The organism is Curvibacter lanceolatus ATCC 14669 (assembly GCF_000381265.1).
In the GTDB taxonomy this organism is placed as follows: Bacteria; Pseudomonadota; Gammaproteobacteria; order Burkholderiales; family Burkholderiaceae_C; genus Curvibacter; species Curvibacter lanceolatus.
Window position 1 is genome coordinate 125,978 of sequence record NZ_KB906257.1, and the last position, 14,100, is coordinate 140,077.

Annotated in this window: 15 protein-coding genes and 1 pseudogene; 2 read left to right on the forward strand and 14 right to left on the reverse strand. The window is 66.0% G+C overall.

What is annotated here, in order from left to right; all coding sequences use genetic code 11:
- Nucleotide 1: 1 nt before the first annotated feature.
- The 14 genes and pseudogenes from trhP to ribD form a co-directional block, all read right to left on the reverse strand.
- Entirely contained in the window at nt 2-1,387 is a 1,386-nt protein-coding gene (gene trhP / locus F624_RS0111070) for a prephenate-dependent tRNA uridine(34) hydroxylase TrhP (RefSeq protein ID WP_019574371.1), read from the reverse strand.
- Between the two features lie 178 nt (nt 1,388-1,565).
- A pseudogene (locus F624_RS0111075) lies at nt 1,566-2,414 on the reverse strand (Rpn family recombination-promoting nuclease/putative transposase); the annotation flags it as partial.
- 514 nt (nt 2,415-2,928) lie between these two features.
- Nucleotides 2,929-3,960 carry a cell envelope integrity protein TolA gene (gene tolA / locus F624_RS0111080; protein ID WP_019574373.1) on the reverse strand — a complete coding sequence of 344 codons (1,032 nt, stop codon included), beginning with the start codon at nt 3,958-3,960 and terminating at the stop codon, nt 2,929-2,931.
- Nucleotides 3,961-3,978: 18 nt separating this feature from the next.
- Nucleotides 3,979-4,407: an ExbD/TolR family protein gene (locus tag F624_RS0111085; protein WP_019574374.1), complete on the reverse strand. Its 429-nt coding sequence runs from the start codon at nt 4,405-4,407 to the stop codon at nt 3,979-3,981.
- 22 nt (nt 4,408-4,429) lie between these two features.
- Nucleotides 4,430-5,137, reverse strand: coding sequence for a protein TolQ (gene tolQ / locus F624_RS0111090; protein WP_019574375.1), 708 nt, complete (start codon nt 5,135-5,137; stop codon nt 4,430-4,432).
- Nucleotides 5,134-5,571, reverse strand: coding sequence for a tol-pal system-associated acyl-CoA thioesterase (ybgC, locus tag F624_RS0111095; protein ID WP_019574376.1), 438 nt, complete (start codon nt 5,569-5,571; stop codon nt 5,134-5,136). Before ybgC ends, tolQ begins: the two co-directional genes overlap by 4 nt.
- Nucleotides 5,568-6,752 (reverse strand): pyridoxal phosphate-dependent aminotransferase, encoded by a 1,185-nt coding sequence (locus F624_RS0111100; RefSeq protein WP_019574377.1) that lies wholly within the window; start codon nt 6,750-6,752, stop codon nt 5,568-5,570. The genes ybgC and F624_RS0111100 overlap by 4 nt, the downstream gene beginning before the upstream one ends.
- Nucleotides 6,753-6,834: 82 nt before the next feature.
- Complete coding sequence (gene nusB / locus F624_RS0111105) at nt 6,835-7,413, reverse strand: transcription antitermination factor NusB (RefSeq protein WP_019574378.1); 579 nt, start codon at nt 7,411-7,413, stop codon at nt 6,835-6,837.
- The gene (gene ribH, locus F624_RS0111110; RefSeq protein WP_019574379.1) at nt 7,410-7,874 is read right to left on the reverse strand and encodes a 6,7-dimethyl-8-ribityllumazine synthase; all 465 of its coding nucleotides are present in this window, start codon (nt 7,872-7,874) and stop codon (nt 7,410-7,412) included. Before ribH ends, nusB begins: the two co-directional genes overlap by 4 nt.
- Nucleotides 7,875-7,879: 5 nt before the next feature.
- Nucleotides 7,880-9,004: a bifunctional 3,4-dihydroxy-2-butanone-4-phosphate synthase/GTP cyclohydrolase II gene (gene ribBA, locus F624_RS0111115; RefSeq protein ID WP_031254725.1), complete on the reverse strand. Its 1,125-nt coding sequence runs from the start codon at nt 9,002-9,004 to the stop codon at nt 7,880-7,882.
- 438 nt (nt 9,005-9,442) lie between these two features.
- Complete coding sequence (locus F624_RS0111120) at nt 9,443-9,775, reverse strand: hypothetical protein (protein ID WP_019574381.1); 333 nt, start codon at nt 9,773-9,775, stop codon at nt 9,443-9,445.
- Nucleotides 9,776-10,205: 430 nt separating this feature from the next.
- On the reverse strand, nt 10,206-10,622 hold the full coding sequence (locus F624_RS0111125; RefSeq protein WP_019574382.1) for a hypothetical protein: 417 nt from the start codon (nt 10,620-10,622) through the stop codon (nt 10,206-10,208).
- A gap of 452 nt (nt 10,623-11,074) precedes the next feature.
- The gene (locus F624_RS0111130) at nt 11,075-11,698 is read right to left on the reverse strand and encodes a riboflavin synthase (RefSeq protein ID WP_019574383.1); all 624 of its coding nucleotides are present in this window, start codon (nt 11,696-11,698) and stop codon (nt 11,075-11,077) included.
- A gap of 15 nt (nt 11,699-11,713) precedes the next feature.
- A complete protein-coding gene (gene ribD / locus F624_RS0111135) occupies nt 11,714-12,829 on the reverse strand; it encodes a bifunctional diaminohydroxyphosphoribosylaminopyrimidine deaminase/5-amino-6-(5-phosphoribosylamino)uracil reductase RibD (RefSeq protein ID WP_019574384.1) in 1,116 nt (371 codons plus the stop codon).
- A gap of 120 nt (nt 12,830-12,949) precedes the next feature.
- Here ribD and F624_RS0111140 point away from each other — a divergent pair, with 120 nt between their 5' ends.
- Both F624_RS0111140 and pilV read left to right on the forward strand, forming a co-directional pair.
- Entirely contained in the window at nt 12,950-13,543 is a 594-nt protein-coding gene (locus tag F624_RS0111140; protein ID WP_019574385.1) for a GspH/FimT family protein, read from the forward strand.
- On the forward strand, nt 13,540-14,082 hold the full coding sequence (gene pilV / locus F624_RS0111145; protein WP_084679482.1) for a type IV pilus modification protein PilV: 543 nt from the start codon (nt 13,540-13,542) through the stop codon (nt 14,080-14,082). The genes F624_RS0111140 and pilV overlap by 4 nt, the downstream gene beginning before the upstream one ends.
- Nucleotides 14,083-14,100: the final 18 nt, after the last annotated feature.

Genomic DNA, 14,100 nt, shown 5'->3' on the forward strand with positions numbered 1-14,100 from the left:
TTCAAGCCACCGCTTCGGGCTCAAATACCCGGGCCAGCAAGGCGCCGGCAAAGCGGGCCTCCAGCGGGATCCAGACCTTGATCGGGTTGCCCTGCGCCACGTCCACCGGCTGGCCCTCGCTGTTGCGCATTTCGGTGAGCTTGAGCATCTGGTTCCCGCTGGGGTGGATCACCTCCAGCGTGTCGCCCACGGCGAAGCGGTTCTTGGTTTCCACTTCCACCCAGCCGTCGGCCGCGCCACGCACCTCGCCCACAAACTGGCTGCGGTGGGCCACGGAGTGGCCGGTTTCGTAGTTCTGATAGTCGTTGGCCGGGCGACGGTCCAGCAGGCCGGTGGTGTAGCCGCGGTTGGCCAAGCCTTCCAGATCGGTGATCAAGGCCGGGTTGAAGGGGCGGCCGGCCACCGCGTCGTCGATGGCACGGCGGTAGGCCTGGGCCGTGCGGGCCACGTAGTACAGCGATTTGGTGCGGCCTTCGATCTTCAGCGAGTCGACGCCGATCTGGGCCAGGCGTTCGACGTACTCGATGGCGCGCAGGTCCTTGGAGTTGAGGATGTAGGTGCCATGCTCGTCCTCCATGATGGGCATCAGTTCGCCCGGGCGGCCCAGCTCTTCGATCAGGTAGACCTGCTCGGCGGCGGGGTGGCGCTGGTGGTTGCCGCAGGTGCTGGTGAACTCGGCGTCGGCCTCGTCACGGGCCTGCTCGAAGCTGAAGCCCTTGTCCAGCTTCTGGGCCAGGGCCTCGCCGGTGTTGGGGTCGATCGCGGCCGACTGGGTTTTGTACTCCCAGCGGCAGGCATTGGTGCAGGTGCCCTGGTTGGGGTCGCGCCGGTTGAAGTAGCCCGACAGCAGACAGCGGCCCGAGTAGGCGATGCACAGGGCGCCATGCACAAAGACTTCGATCTCCATGTCGGGGCATTCCTGGCGGATCTTCTCGATCTCGTCCAGGCTCAGTTCGCGTGACAGGATGATGCGGGTCACGCCCATCTTCTGCCAGAACTTCACGGTGGCCCAGTTGGTGGTGTTGGCCTGCACCGAGAGGTGGATTTCGGTTTCGGGCCACTTCTCTTTCACCATCATGATCAGGCCCGGGTCGGCCATGATCAGGGCGTCGGGGCGGCATTCGATCACCGGTTCGATGTCGCGCAGGTAGGTGCGCACCTTGTCGTTGTGTGCGATCAGGTTGCTGGTGACGAAGAACTTCTTGCCGCGCGCATGGGCTTCGCCAATGCCCTGGGCGATCTGCTCCAGGCGGAACTCGTTGTTGCGCGCCCGCAGCGAGTAGCGGGGCTGGCCGGCATACACGGCATCGGCGCCAAAGTCATAGGCGGCGCGCATCTTTTCGAGGGAACCGGCCGGCAGCAGCAGTTCGGGGGCTTTGAGGGTCATGGTGGGGTGTCCTGAGAGGGGCCGGCTGGCTTCGCCAACCCGTGCCATGCGATGCTCAGCAGCCATCGCACGGGGCGGCAGACAGGGCCTGTCTGGCGCTGGGCAAAAAGGGTGACGCTGTCGAAGCTCATGGCCAAGGCAGCGTCGGCTGGGGCCGATTTTAAGGGCTGACGCCGGTTCAGCCTTCTGTAGGGTTCAAGAGCGCTTCAAGAGTGGTGGCGCTCAGCATGTGCTGCGACCATTGATCGAGCTGCTGGCGGGTGGCCTCGCTCAGGCGTTGCTCGGCCCAGGGCGGCAGGGGGGCAAACCGCTGCTCCAGCACCCGCCGCAGCATCAGGGTGATGCCTTCCTCGCGGCCTTCCTCACGACCTTCTTGTCGACCTGCCTGGAGGCCATCCTTGTGGGCCTGTTTGAAAATACGCTCCAGGGTGTCTTCAAGCATGGGGGTTCTTTCAAAGAGGTTGGGGATGGCGGCCAGATCGGGCTCGGCGGTTTCGGGCATTTTGCGACGGATCAGACGGCGAAACCAGAGATCCAGGGTGCGTCGAAGTGCCTTCTGCTCGGGGGCTTGCAGCAAGCTTCCCGCTGCCTTGATCAGGCCGATGATGTCGGAGGGGCCCGTGCTGCGTTCAAGTCTGAACAAGGCTTCGACCACGTTGCGGACATCGGAGGAAGTTGACAGCTGCAGCCGGGCCTCATCGATCAGGTGGTACATGAGTCTGGGGCGGAACCGGGCCAGGCCGGGCAGGCTGGGGGCAAAGCAGTGGCCCGCATCGGTGGGTGCTTTCCAGGGGTGTGCGCCGTTGTAAAGCACCAAGGGGATCAGCGCGGGCAATCGCCCGTCTTCCAGCTGCCTTTCCTTGATCAGATGCTGGGCCAGCAGGCCCACGTAGACCATCATGCGCACCGCCATCCACGGGTCATCCTGGCTCTGGAACTCCAGCAGCAGGTAGATCCAGACCCAGCGTGGCCCCACTTGCAGCCGCCACACCATGTCGTCGTGGCGTTGCTTATCCGATTCGCTGACATAGCTGGCGTTGACGCGCTAAGAGCGTGTTCAATGTCTCGCACGGGCCGCGTTGGAGCGCAATCGGGATGAGTGGGTGGCCCGGGTGCGCCGCATGGGCTCGTGCCCATGCAAGCAGTCGGGGCGCTCAATCGCCCGATTTCGCTCCAACCCTTCGGGCAGTGGCCTTTTCGGGCGGTCTGCGGCGTTGCGGCGCTTGTCGATAGGCGGGCTATCGACGGCGCACCGCGCCTTGCATCCCATCCCGAAAAGACCGCTGCGCGACCCGTGGGAGACGTTGAACACGCTCTAACGTATCGAAGCGGGCGGCTTGAACCCAGGGCCCGGGGACGAAACCGGTGAGCAGGTCGCGCACCATGTCGGGGTGCGAGAACAGCTGCTTGTAGCCACTGTCATGGGGAGTGTCCGTGCTCATGGCGGGCCATCGTGAGGCCCTGGGGGCAGCCTGTGGCCGGCGCACCGCTGGGCTGGCACTCCGGGGGGACAGAGGGGCGGCCCCGCCGACCCCGACGCGTCAGTCCTTGGGCCGGAACACCAGCACCAGCGACGAAGGCACGGTGCCATCGGTGTCACGCGGAAGCACCTCGGTCTTGTCGATGGCCTTGAGCACGGCCTCGTCCCACGCCGCCACGCCGCTGGACTTGCTCAGCTTGCGGCCCACGATGGTGCCGTCGGGGGCCAGGCGCACTTCCACCTCGGCCACCGGGTTGTTCGGCAGGTCGTCGGTGAAGACGATGTTGGGCTTGACCCGTGCCTTGACGCGCCCACCGTAGCTGGCAGAAGGCCCCGACGAACGCAGGGCGGTGCCCGTGGCACTGGGGCCTCCGCTGGCGCCGGCCATGCCGGCCATGCGCTTGAGGTTGTCGGCACGTTGGGCCTCGACGCGCTTGGCGTCGGCGGCGTCGGCGTCCTTCTTGCGCTTGGCATCGGCCTCGGCGGCGCGGCGCTTGTCGGCGGCTTCCTCCTGCTTCTTGCGCTCCTGGTCTTTTTCGCGCTGCAGTTGTTCCTGGCGCTTCTTTTCTGCGGCCTTCTCTGCTGCCTTTTCGGCTGCTTTCTCGGCCTCGCGCTTTTGCTGCAGGGCTTTTTCTTTTTCCAGCTTTTCCTGCTTTTCGCGCTCTTTCTTCTCCTGCGCTTTCTTCTCGAGTTCGCGCTGGTGCTCGCGGTCCTTTTTCTCGATTTCCTTGCGCTTGCGCTCCTTCTCGAGGGCGATCTGGGCGTCCTTGAGCGATTCATCCGGCGCCGGTGGCGGCTTGACTGCCGGGGCCGGCGGCGGTGCGGGCCGGGGCTTGACGATCTCTTCGGGCGGCGCCGGCGGAGGAGGGGGGGGCGGCGGTGGTTCGACTGCGCGTGGCGCTGCCTCTTGCGGCACGGCAGACCACAGCTCGGCCTCGGCCACCGTGTCCTCGGCGTTGCGCTTCCATTGCACGCTGAAGGTCAGGCCGGCCACCAGCAGCGCGTGGGCCAGCAAGGCCAGGGCGACTGCGCGGCCCATGCCGCGCTGCGGCGGTGGCGCGAATTCGTTGCGTTCGGAGAGGGCGTGCGTCATGAAGCTCAGGGGCCCGGGTCAGGGGGCCAGTTGCACCGACAGGCCCACGCGCTTGACGCCGGCGCGCTGCAGGGCATCCATCACCCTCACCACCGACTCGTATTTCACGTTCCGGTCGGCACTGATCACGACCGGGTTGTTGTCGTCGCCGTCCTGGGCCAGGCGCACGGCCGCCACCAGGCCGGCCTGGTTGATGGACTGGGTTTCTTCGGGCTTGCCGGGGCGGCGCAGCTCCAGCTTCTCGTCCTTGCCAATCACCACCTGCACCACACGGTCAGGTTGCTTGCTGGCCTTGCCCACGCTGGGCAGGTCGATGTTGCTGGGCGTGATCAGGGGCGCGGTCACCATGAAGATGATCAACAGCACCAGCATCACGTCGATGAAGGGCACCATGTTGATCTCGTTGATGGTGCGGCGGCCGCGGCCGCGTGAAACCATGGCGGGCATAGCGGGGTCCTCCGGTCGGGGTTCAGCGGCCCGAGGCCGAGGCTTGAGCGGCCTGGGCGCCCAGGTTGCGCTGCAGGATGTTGGAGAACTCTTCGATGAAGGTTTCCTGGTGGATGGCCACGCGATCGATGTCGCGCGCAAAGCGGTTGTAGGCCACCACCGCCGGGATGGCCGAGAACAGGCCGATGGCGGTCGACACCAGGGCTTCGGCAATGCCGGGGGCCACCGTGGCCAGGGTGACCTGCTGCAGGGCGGCCAGGCCCGAGAACGCGCCCATGATGCCCCACACCGTGCCGAACAGGCCCACATAGGGGGACACCGAGCCGACCGAGGCCAGGAAGGACAGATTGGACTCGATCACGTCCATCTCGCGCTGGAAGCTGGCCCGCATGGCGCGCCGGGCACCATCCATCAGGGTGCCGGCGTCGCTGATGCGGCGCTCGCGCAGTTTCTGGAACTCGCGCATGCCACTGGCAAAGATGCGTTCCATGGGGCCGGACTGGCGCGCGTTCTGCGCTGCAGCGGCAAACAGATCGTTCAGGCTGGTGCCCGACCAGAACTCGCGCTCGAACTCTTCATTGAGGGCTTTCACGCGCTTGATCGAAAACAGCTTGCGGAAGATGGCCGTCCAGCTGGCGATCGAAATGCCGGCCAGCAAGGCCATGACCAGCTGGACCACCAGACTGGCATGCAGCACCAGATGCACGATGGACAGGTCTTGAGAATTCATGAGAGTACTTCCAGGATGTTCGTCGGGATGCGTGCGGGGCGCAGGCTGGCCGCATCGACCCAGCCTATGCGGATCGTGCCTTCGCACAGAAGTTCCACCGGCAGGCCTGCCGCATCCTGCAGCCAGGCCTGCTGGGCAATCACCAGCGAGGCCCGGCCCGGGGTGTGCAGGCTGGCGGTGACAATGAGCTGATCGTCGAGCCGCGCCGGGCGGTGGTAGCGCACGCGGGTCTCGCTGACCACGAACATGCCGCCCGTGGCCTCGCGCAGCGCCTGTTGGCCCACGCCCAGGCTGCGCAGCCATTCGGTGCGGGCACGCTCGAAGAACTTGAGGTAGTTGGCATAGAACACGATGCCACCGGCATCGGTGTCTTCCCAGTACACGCGCACGCTGTGGCGGTAGGCGGCGCTTTGCGGAGCGGCTTGCGGGTTCATCCGGCCAGGGCTTTCAGGCGGGCGATCGATTCCTGCAGGTGTTCCATCGAACTGGCGGTGGAAAAGCGCAGAAAATCCGCGGTCTCGGCGGTGCCGAAATCGCGCCCCGGGGTGACGGCCAGGTGGCTTTCTCGCATCAGGGTGAAGGCCAGGTCCCAGCTGTCTTTCACGCCCAGGCGCTCGCACCAGTCGCGGCAGTGGGCCCAGGCATAGAAGGCCCCGTCGGGCTTCACGGGCACCGTCAGCCCCACGCTTTCCAGCGCCGGGATGAAGTAATCGCGGCGGGCCTTGAACTCGGCACGGCGGCGTTCGTACTCGGCCAGGCTGTCGGGCTCGAAGCAGGCCAGGGCGGCATGCTGGGCCACGGTGCTGGCACAGATGAACAGGTTCTGCGCCAGGCGTTCGACCACCGGCACCAGCGCATCAGGCACCACCAGCCAGCCCAGGCGCCAGCCCGTCATGTTGAAGTACTTGCTGAAGCTGTTGATGCTGATGAGCTGGTCGTCGATGGTGAGGCCCGTGTGGCCATAGGTGTCGTCATAGCTCAGGCCCAGGTAGATCTCGTCGACCATCGTGATGCCGTCGTGCTGCTTCACCACCTCGTGAATGCGGCGCAGTTCGTCGGGGTGGATCGAGGTGCCCGTGGGGTTGGAGGGCGAGGCCAGCAGCACGCCGCGGGTGCGCGGCGTCCAGGCCTGGCGCACCTTGTCGGCGCTGAGCTGGTAGCGCTCGGCCGCCGTGGTCGGGATCAACACCGCATTGCCCTCGGCCGCGCTCACAAAGTGGCGGTTGCAGGGGTAGCTGGGGTCGGGCATCAGCACTTCGTCGCCCGCATCGATCAGCGCCAGGCAGGCCAGTTGCAGGGCGGCCGAGGCGCCGGCCGTGATCACGATGCGCCGCGCGGGCACCTGGGCGCCGAAGCGGTCCGCATACCACTGGCTGATGCGTTCACGCAGCGCCATCAGGCCGGTGGCCTGGGTGTACTGGGTGGCCCCGTCGCGGATGGCCTTGGCGGCGGCCTCCTGCACGGCAGGGGGGGCGGTGAAGTCGGGCTCGCCGATGTTCAGGAAGATCATCGGGCGGCTGCTGTGCGCCACCTCGCGGGCCAGTTCGGAAGCAGCCTTGGCCACCTCCATGACATAGAAGGGCTCGATGCGCCCAGCTCGGGTGGAGATTTTCATGCGCGGGGCTGTGCAGGCAAAACGGGCAAAACAGGTGAATCAGGCCATCAGGGCGGTGCAGGGTGGTGCAAGGGCTGGCAGCTCAGTCGACAGCGGGCGGGCTGACCGCATCGTCTGGCGTGGCTGCCGGGGCAGCCTGGGGCGCCTTGCCCTTGTCAGCCGCCACCTCGGCGGCGCGCAGGCGCGGGGCCAGGCCGTTGAGCACAGCGTTCACGTACTTGTGCCCATCGGTGCCGCCAAATTCCTTGGCCAGCTCGATGCACTCGTTGAGCACCACGCGCCAGGGCACGTCATGGCAGAACTGCAGTTCGTAGGCGCCGATCCACATCACGGCGTGCTCGATGGGCGAGATCTCGCCCAGCTTGCGGTCCAGCAGGGGCGCGATCTGGGCATCCAGATCGTCGGCCTGGGCGATGCAACCATGCAGCAAGGTGTTGTAGTGCGCGGCGTCGGCTTTGTGAAAGCCCGACAGATCGCGCGTGAAGTGGTCGATGTCGCTGGCGTCGTTCTTGCCCACCAGGAACTGGTACAGCGCTTGCAGGGTGAATTCGCGGGCCCGGCTGCGATCGGATTTCGAGGCGGCCTTGCGGGCGCCGGTGCTGGTCGTGCCCTTGCGCGGGGGGCGCGGCTGGCGAGGTGCGGGGGTGGGGGTGTCGCTCATGAAAGTTCGTCCAGCAGGTTGGCCATCTCGACCGCCACCCGGGCCGCGTCGCGCCCCTTGTCGGTCTGGCGGGCCACGGCCTGCTCCAGGTTTTCGGTGGTGATGATCGCGTTGGCGATCGGGATCTGGTAGTCCAGCGAGAGGCGGGTCACGCCGGCGCCCGACTCGTTGGCCACCAGTTCGAAGTGGTAGGTCTCGCCACGGATGATGCAGCCCAGGGCAATCAGGGCGTCGTACTCGTCTTTTTCGGCCAGGGCCTGCAGGGCCACCGGCACTTCCAGTGCGCCGGGCACCAGCACGTGGTCGATGTGCTTGTCGAGCACGCCCAGGGCGGCCAGCTCGGCCTTGCAGGCGTCGGCCAGGGCGTTGGTGATGCTCTCGTTGAAACGGGCCTGCACGATGCCGATGTGGAGTTTCTTGCCGTCCAGCTTGTCGGACGTGCCTTTTTCTGCGCCAAACATGTGTCTTATTCCTTGGTGAGGTAGCCGGTGATCTCGAGGCCGTAGCCGGTCATGCTGGGCATGCGGCGCGGGTTGCCCATCAGGCGCATGCGGTGCACGCCGCAGGCCCGCAGGATCTGTGCGCCCACGCCGTAGGTGCGCAGGTCCATGCGGCCGCGTTCGGGGGCCTGGGCCGCACGGGCACGGCCTTCAAACTGGGCCAGCAGTTCGCTGGCGCTTTCGCCGCAGTTGAGCAGCACGGCCACGCCCTTGCCGTTGGCGGCAAAGTGCGCCAGGCTGGCATCCAGCCCCCAGGAGTGCATGCTGCGGTTGATTTCCAGGGCATCCAGCACCGACAGCGGCTCGTGCACGCGCACGTCCACCACCTCATCGGCCTGCCATTGGCCCTTCACCAGGGCCAGGTGGATGGCCTGGCTGGGCTTGTCGCGGAAGGCGTGGGCCTGGAACTCGCCATAGGCCGTGCGGATGCTGCGCACACCCAGGCTCTCGATCAGGGACTCGGTGCGGCTGCGGTACTCGATCAGGTCGGCGATGGTGCCGATCTTCAGGCCGTGCTCGGCGGCAAACAGCTGCAGGTCCGGCAGGCGGGCCATGGTGCCGTCTTCGTTCATCACTTCGCAGATCACCGAGGCGGGGCTGCAGCCGGCCATGGTGGCCAGGTCGCAACCGGCTTCGGTGTGGCCGGCGCGCATCAGCACACCGCCATCGACCGCCTGCAGCGGAAAGATGTGGCCGGGCTGCACCAGGTCGCTGGCCTGGGCGTTGCGGGCCACAGCCGCCTGCACGGTGCGGGCCCGGTCGGCAGCCGAAATGCCGGTGGTGACGCCTTCAGCCGCTTCAATCGACACCGTGAACGCGGTCGAGTGCTTGGCCCCGTTGCGCGCCACCATGGGCGGCAGTTGCAGCTTCTCGCACATGTCGCGCGACAGCGTCAGGCAGATCAGGCCACGTGCATAACGCGCCATGAAGTTGATGTACTCGGCGCTGACATGGTCGGCGGCCAGTACCAGGTCGCCTTCGTTCTCGCGGTCTTCTTCATCCACCAGGATGACCATGCGGCCGGCCCGGATGTCGGCCACGATGTCCTCCACCGGGGAGATGGCCACGGGCGTGAGTGTTTTGCTTGTCATGGGTGTCGATGTGATCGGGCCAGCTCGCCGGCATCCTGCCGCTGCGGGTGCAGCGGTGCGGAAGGGGGCAGGGTGTGGTCCATGGGTTGATTCGCTTGTTTCCGTCGTCCCGCGGGTCAGTGCCCAGACGCCAGGGCGTGAGCCTGGCCGGCAGGCCACGGTGTGTCAGGGTGATGCGGGAAGCCTCTTGGGGAGATCCTGGATGAACCGACAAACCCCGATTATCGCCGCAAAGCCAACCGTCCAGCATGGCGGGCACCTCAGGCGCTCGTGTGTTGGCCAATTGCCGTGAACCCATCCATTGCGGCGGGTACCCGCGAGGGGTGGTCGGAAAGCAAAACAGCAGGCCGCGGATCACTCCGCGCCTGCTGTCTGTGTGCTGGCACCGGTCTGCTCAGAGACCGGGTTGGACCGCGCCAGGGCGCGGCCCGATGCCGATCACTGACCGTTCTTTTCGGTCTTGGCGGCTTCAGCGCCGGCGGCCTTGCGCTTGGCGCGGGCGGCCTTCTTTTCGGCGGCAGTGGCCTTGGCCGAAGGAACAGCCTTGTCGGCGCCGCCGGCGGCATCACCGTTCTCAGCAGCCTTGGCGGCCTTGGCAGCGTCAGCGCCAGCGGCCTTGCGCTCAGCGCGGGCAGCTTGCTTTTCAGCCTTGGTGACGGGGGTCGAAGCGGCAGCCTTGCTGTCAGCGGCGTCCACTTCACCAGCGGCGAAAGCGTTGACGGCCATCAGTTGAACCAGAGCCACACCCACGGAAAGAATCACTTTTTTCATACGTTTCTCCAAAAATCCGAGCTAGTCAGTGAACGTCCGGAACCGGACGCTTGCACGTTTTGCTGTGCCTGCCAGTCAACATCAGGAAACCCATGGCCGAGTTCGCAGGCGCAGTAACACCACTCTAACGGAGTGGGCGGATGTTTTTTTACGATGAGTGGTCTAAGTGTCCGAGTTGCGACACTTTTGGTGTGTGATTGGGTTTTTTGATCTGGGTGCTTGACACGAATCAAAAGTTGAGATTTCCCAATTTTTGGGTTCTGAGCCGCCTGCAATCCCGCAGGGTAGGAAGTCAGCAGAAGCAATTAGCAATTGTCATGCCAGATTTTTGGGCTCAGCGGCAGCGTGGCAGATTTGCTCGGGCTGCGGACCGGGCAGGCCCTTGGCCCATCCCAGGGCAAGGGCCCGCCCGGTCGTGAGGTTTTCTTTCTTATTTTTTGGCGCGGTCGTCGGCCGTAGCGGCCTCACCCGAACCCTGGGCCTTGTTGGCCTCAGCGGCAGCCGCACCAGCGGTCTTGCGCTTGGCGCGGGCTTCGGCTTTCTGCTCGGCCGTGGCAGGCTGGGAGGCCTTGGCGCGGTCATCTGCGGTGGCGGCTTCGCCCGAGCCGTTGGCCTTGTCGGCCTTGGCGGCGGCAGCGCCTTCGGTTTTGCGCTTGGCGCGGGCCTCGGCCTTTTGTTCGGCGCTGGCGGGCTTGGACGCCTTGGCGCGGTCATCTGCGGTGGCGGCTTCGCCAGAGCCGTTGTTCTTGGCGGCCTGAGCTGCCGCTTCGCCGGCCGGATTGGCGTGGGCGGGGATGAGGGCCAGTTGGGTCAGGGCCAGGCCCAGGGAAAGAGCGAGTTTCTTCATGACATTCTCCAGTTTTGAAATTGAACCGCGCTGCCGTGACACGGACATGGGCCGGGCGTCAGCGCTGTGCCGATACCTGCGACGACAGGCGTTTCCCTGTTTCTTTGCACGCACCGGCTCAGCTGAATTTAATGGAGAAGCGATGAGAATCCAGGCTGATTTTCAAATCGGACGGATTTTGTGTGAGTAAATAAATTATCTGTATTTTTTTGAAAATCTGTGCTTCAGGTGCGGGCCATCGCGTGAGGAATTTTCTTTGAGGATCTCTGTCGGGACTTCCGTAAACAGGGTGATTGCTGATTATCGTTGGGTTGTTAACTGATTTGGCGACTGGTTTGGATTGATGGATGGTATTGATTTTTTTGGGAATTCATGATTTTTTAATTTCAAGGTGTTCAACGAAAAAACCGGGGTTGGTCGCCCCGGTTTTGTTTTGATTAAATTGTTTCGATTTACTTGTGTGTCGTCGAAAGCATTCTCTCGACATACCGCGCCACCGTGTCGATTTCGAGGTTGACCCGATCGCCCGCCTTGAGCACACCCAGCGCGGTGTTGGCGACCGTGTGGGGAATCAGGTTGATGCTGATCTCGGCACCCTCTGCGGTGTCGTGCACCTGGTTGACGGTCAGGCTGACGCCGTTGACCGTGATCGAGCCCTTGTAGGCCAGAAAGCGTGCCAGGCTGGCGGGGGCGCCGATGCGCAGTTCCCAGCTCTCGCTGATCTGCTCAAAACGCAGCACGGTGCCCAGTCCGTCCACATGGCCTGACACGATGTGGCCGCCCAGGCGGTCGTTGGCGCGCAGCGCCTTTTCCAGGTTGATGGTGCCGGTGCGGTCCAGGCCGCTGGTCTTGTCCAGCGATTCGGCCGAGATGTCGACCGTGAACTGGCGCTCGGCCAGTTGCAGCGAGGTCACGGTCATGCAGGCGCCATTCAGCGCAATGCTGTCGCCCAGGCCGACGTCGTCCAGGTAGCCCGCCGGGGTTTCGATGCTCAGGCGTTTGCCGTGGCTGGCGCTGCTGCCCAGGTCTTGCAAGGCCACGATGCGGCCGACGCCAGTGATGATTCCAGTGAACATGTTCAGCTTGTCCTGTCAGAAGGTTGAGGTGGAAAAGGATTGGCGGGGGGCGTCGGCCCGGCGCGCCAGCAGGCGCAGGTCCGGGCCGATGCGATCGATGTCGGTGAAGGCCAGCGTGCAGGCCTCGTCGAGCCGGCTCAGGGCAGGCAGGGCCAGCAGGGGGCGCCCGGGGCCCAGCAGCTTGGGTGCGAGGTAGAACAGCCACTCATCGGTCAGGCCGGCCTGCAGCAAGGCCGCGTTCAGGAGGGGGCCGGCCTCGACATGCAGTTCGTTCACTTCGCGCCGGCCCAGTTCGGTCATCAGCGCCACCAGGTCGATGCGCCCATCCGGGCCGGGCTGCACCAGCACTTCGGCCTTGCGGGCCAGGTAGGGGGCGTGGCGGCTTGCATCGGCCACGGTGGTGACAAGCAGGCAGGGCCGGTCGAGCGTGAACAGGCGGGCGGTGAGCGGCGTGCGCAACTGGCTGTCCAGCACCACCAGCACCGGTTGGCGGGGTGTGGGCACCCCTTGCGCATCGCGCACATTGAGCAGAGGGTCGTCTGCCAGCACCGTGCCCACACCGGTGAGCACGGCACCGGCACGGGCCCGCCACAGTTGGCCGTCGGCTCGCGCCTCGGGGGAGGTGATCCACTGGCTGACGCCATTCTCCAGTGCGGTGCGGCCGTCCAGCGAGCCCGCGATCTTGCTGCGCACCCAGGGGCGCCCCCGGGTCATGCGCGAGAAGAAGCCGATGTTGAGCTCGCGTGCCGCCGCTTCGCCGGGACCGACCTCCACCTCGATGCCGGCTGCCCGCAAGCGGGCAAAGCCCTGACCGGCCACCAAGGGGTTGGGGTCTTGCAGCGAGGCCACCACGCGGCCCACGCCGGCGGCAATCAACGCATCGCAGCAGGGGCCGGTGCGGCCGTGGTGGGAGCAGGGCTCCAGCGTGACATAGGCGGTGGCGCCCTGGGTGGATTCACCGCGCGCCTGGGCGTCGCGCAAGGCCATGACCTCGGCATGGGGCCCCCCGCGCACCTGGGTGTGGCCGAGGCCGATGACCCGACCGTCCGCGCTCACCAGCACGGCGCCCACGGCGGGGTTGGGCGGGCAGATCAGCTGGGCCTGCGCGGCCAGGGCCAGCGCCTGATCCATCGGGTGCTCTGGGTGGCTTGAAGAGAGGGCGTTGGGGCGTGTCAATCCAGTGGTCCTGAGATAAATACCGTCGTTCGCGTCGGCGTGCCGTGATGTGGCTGAAGCACGTATTTTCGTCGGATGTCTTCAGGTGCGTCGCCAAGCTGCAAAAACAAGCCACCCTGGTGCGGTCAAGGCCTGACCCTGGTCGAGCTGCTGGTCACGCTGGCGCTGATGGGCTTGCTCGCCGCGCTGGCAGCCCCCGGCTTCAGCGTGCTGGCGCAGCGCTACAAGGCCGACCTGGCGGCCAGCCAGATGGTGGCGGCCCTGAACCTGGCGCGCACGGAGGCCCTCCGGCGCGGTGGTGGCGTGGCGGTCCAGCGCCTGGAGGACGCCGCTTGCGCCCGCCCGGATTCTGCCCAGGACTGGTCCTGCGGCTGGTTGGTGTTTGCCGATCGCGATGGCGACGGTTTGTTCAACCCTCCCACCCGGTCCGGCCGCGCGACATCGGATCAATTGATCCAGGTGTTCCGTGTCTCGGATGGCACCTTGGTGATGCGCTCGCTCAGCCAGCGCTCCTTTGCCGTCAACCGCTGGGGGCAGCTGGGGGGCGTCAACCTGGGCTTCACCTTCACGCCGCCGAACAACCGGCTCGATTCCACCTACCAGGTCTGCAGCGCCACCGGAGGCCGGATCCGCAAGCTGCCCGCCACCGTCTCCTGCAGCGGGTCATGAAGCCTCGTTCTTCGCTCACTGGCGTGGCCTTGCTTGAGGCCCTGGTGGCCCTGGGCGTGCTGGCCTCGGCAGTGCTGGGGCTGCTGGCACTGCAGCTGCGCAGCGGGGTCGATGGCCAAGTGGCCGCACAACGCGTGGTGGCCACCCGTCTGGCACAGGATCTGTTCGAGCGCATCAAGGCCAACCCCGGGGGCTCTGCGGTGTTGGCGGCCTACCTGAGCCCGCCTGACAGGGCCGGCAGCACCCTCGACAGTGCGCCAGACTGCAGCGCCCAGCCCTGCCGCCCGCAGGCCCTGGCCACCTGGGACCTCGATCAGTGGCATCGACAGGTCGGTCGTGATCTGCCCCTGGGGCGTGCCACCGTCTTTCGGCCTGGGGACGCAGACGGCCAGATCGGCGTTCTGCTGGGCTGGCGCGCCCGCGAGGCCACCCGCGCTGCGGACTACCTGGCCCCTTTGAGCGTGTCGGCCCTGTCGGGCGGCGTGCCGCTGACCTGTCCCGAGCGGCAGATCTGCCAACTGCTCTATTCAGCGCCATGAGGCTGTCCAACGTCTTGC

Coding starts and splice junctions, on each gene's coding strand:
- ybgC (WP_019574376.1), bottom strand. CDS start 5,571: ATGAACCCGCAAGCCGCTCCGCAAAGCGCCGCCTACCGCCACAGCGTG.
- F624_RS0111120 (WP_019574381.1), bottom strand. CDS start 9,775: ATGAAAAAAGTGATTCTTTCCGTGGGTGTGGCTCTGGTTCAACTGATG.
- F624_RS0111140 (WP_019574385.1), top strand. CDS start 12,950: ATGTCTTCAGGTGCGTCGCCAAGCTGCAAAAACAAGCCACCCTGGTGC.
- trhP (WP_019574371.1), bottom strand. CDS start 1,387: ATGACCCTCAAAGCCCCCGAACTGCTGCTGCCGGCCGGTTCCCTCGAA.
- ribD (WP_019574384.1), bottom strand. CDS start 12,829: ATGGATCAGGCGCTGGCCCTGGCCGCGCAGGCCCAGCTGATCTGCCCG.
- tolA (WP_019574373.1), bottom strand. CDS start 3,960: ATGACGCACGCCCTCTCCGAACGCAACGAATTCGCGCCACCGCCGCAG.
- tolQ (WP_019574375.1), bottom strand. CDS start 5,137: ATGAATTCTCAAGACCTGTCCATCGTGCATCTGGTGCTGCATGCCAGT.
- nusB (WP_019574378.1), bottom strand. CDS start 7,413: ATGAGCGACACCCCCACCCCCGCACCTCGCCAGCCGCGCCCCCCGCGC.
- ribH (WP_019574379.1), bottom strand. CDS start 7,874: ATGTTTGGCGCAGAAAAAGGCACGTCCGACAAGCTGGACGGCAAGAAA.
- F624_RS0111085 (WP_019574374.1), bottom strand. CDS start 4,407: ATGCCCGCCATGGTTTCACGCGGCCGCGGCCGCCGCACCATCAACGAG.
- ribBA (WP_031254725.1), bottom strand. CDS start 9,004: ATGACAAGCAAAACACTCACGCCCGTGGCCATCTCCCCGGTGGAGGAC.
- F624_RS0111100 (WP_019574377.1), bottom strand. CDS start 6,752: ATGAAAATCTCCACCCGAGCTGGGCGCATCGAGCCCTTCTATGTCATG.
- F624_RS0111125 (WP_019574382.1), bottom strand. CDS start 10,622: ATGAAGAAACTCGCTCTTTCCCTGGGCCTGGCCCTGACCCAACTGGCC.
- pilV (WP_084679482.1), top strand. CDS start 13,540: ATGAAGCCTCGTTCTTCGCTCACTGGCGTGGCCTTGCTTGAGGCCCTG.
- F624_RS0111130 (WP_019574383.1), bottom strand. CDS start 11,698: ATGTTCACTGGAATCATCACTGGCGTCGGCCGCATCGTGGCCTTGCAA.